Genomic DNA, 1,585 nt, shown 5'->3' with positions numbered 1-1,585 from the left:
TACCTTTTGGTGTGAGTAGGTAATAACCACACCATGCGACGACGAAAACCAAGAGCAAATAAATAAGGCGAGTAAAACTCATCTATTAAAGGCCTTTTGTTTAGCTCAGTACTTCCCTGACTATTGCCTTAATCTGTGTAATCAATCGTTTGAATGTTTCGTGTTGCCGATATTACATCACACCAGCTTTTAGTAAATCATGCATATTTAATGCGCCAACGATTTTATCTTCTTTGCATAGGATAAGTGCGTTGAGGTTTTTGTTCTGCATTAAGTTCAATCCTTCCACTGCTAACATTTCTGGATGTGCTGTGGTTGGATTTTTCGTCATGACTTCGCCAATAGCCGTGGTATGAATATCAATGCGCTTATCCAAAGTGCGGCGTAAGTCACCATTGGTGAATATGCCAAGCATAGCATCGTGCTCGTCCACGATTGCTGTCATTCCCAAACCTTTCTCTGAAATCTCCAAAAGTGCATCGCGAATCAACGCATCTGGAGACACTTTCGGTAATGCATTTCCGAAGTGCATAATATCAGACAGCTTAAGTAGCAATTTTCTTCCTAAAGCACCACCAGGATGTGAGAGAGCGAAGTCTTCTGCTGAGAATCCACGCGCTTGAAGTAGGGCAACTGCTAGCGCATCGCCCATTACTAAAGTTGCTGTGGTACTGCTGGTTGGTGCAAGGCCAAGTGGACAAGCTTCTTGAGGGACAGTGATTTGCAAGTGCAAGTCAGCCAGTTTTGCCATGTTGGATTCTGGCTTGCCCGTCATGCTAATGATTTTAATGTTTAAACGCTTTAGAACTGGGAAGAGAGACAAGATTTCATGGGACTCGCCAGAGTTAGAAATGGCGATAACAATGTCACCCGCGCTGATCATACCCAAGTCACCATGCGCTGCTTCACCCGGGTGAACGAAAAACGCTGATGTACCTGTGCTGGCAAGCGTTGCTGCAATCTTGTTGCCAATGTGGCCTGATTTGCCCATACCCATCACGACAACTTTGCCGCTATTGGAAAGGATCAATTCGCAAGCTTGTTCAAACTGCTCATCAAAGTATTTGTCTAGCTCTTGCAGAGCCGCGACTTCGATATCAAGAACTTGTTTAGCTGCAGCGCGAAAATCAAATGGATTGGACATATCAGGGCTCCAATTTGTCTCTAATTATTAGTGGGATTAAGCGGCCATGTTGGCAAATAGGTACACTTGGTAACCCAAGAAACACGTAAACAGAATCGCCCCTTCGAGGCGGTTGATGCTACGTGATTTACCTAAACACATTGCTACTCACAACAGTGACACGCCAAGCATGACCCAAAAGTCACGTCCCATTGCGTATTCACTTAGTGTGGATGGGTTAATGATGCCAGGAAGGCCCATTACCGCCAAAATATTGAAAACGTTCGAGCCGATGATGTTACCAACTGCCATGTCGTCTTCGCCTTTCAATACACCAGCAAGTGATGCTGCAAGCTCAGGAAGACTCGTACCGATGGCAATAATTGTCAGACCGATCACTAGGTCGCTCATGCCGAAATGCTTAGCAATAATAACCGCATTGTCGACCAGCAGGCTTGCTGC

Annotated in this window: 1 protein-coding gene and 2 pseudogenes; all 3 read right to left on the bottom strand. The window is 45.2% G+C overall.

What is annotated here, in order from left to right; translation table 11 throughout:
• Positions 1–82 (bottom strand): annotated as a pseudogene (locus tag R7O12_RS24345) (LPS export ABC transporter periplasmic protein LptC); the annotation flags it as partial.
• A 90-nt stretch (positions 83–172) separates the two neighbouring features.
• Complete coding sequence (gene kdsD, locus R7O12_RS24340; RefSeq protein ID WP_318126604.1) at positions 173–1,144, bottom strand: arabinose-5-phosphate isomerase KdsD; 972 nt, start codon at positions 1,142–1,144, stop codon at positions 173–175.
• Between the two features lie 36 nt (positions 1,145–1,180).
• Positions 1,181–1,585 (bottom strand): annotated as a pseudogene (locus tag R7O12_RS24335) (calcium/sodium antiporter); the annotation flags it as partial.

This window comes from Vibrio sp. Vb1574 (genome assembly GCF_033338675.1).
This window is presented reverse-complemented; position numbering and strand designations above follow the sequence as displayed.

Bases quoted from the DNA above. Each gene is read 5' to 3' on its own strand.
- kdsD (WP_318126604.1), bottom strand. From the start codon at position 1,144: ATGTCCAATCCATTTGATTTTCGCGCTGCAGCTAAACAAGTTCTTGAT.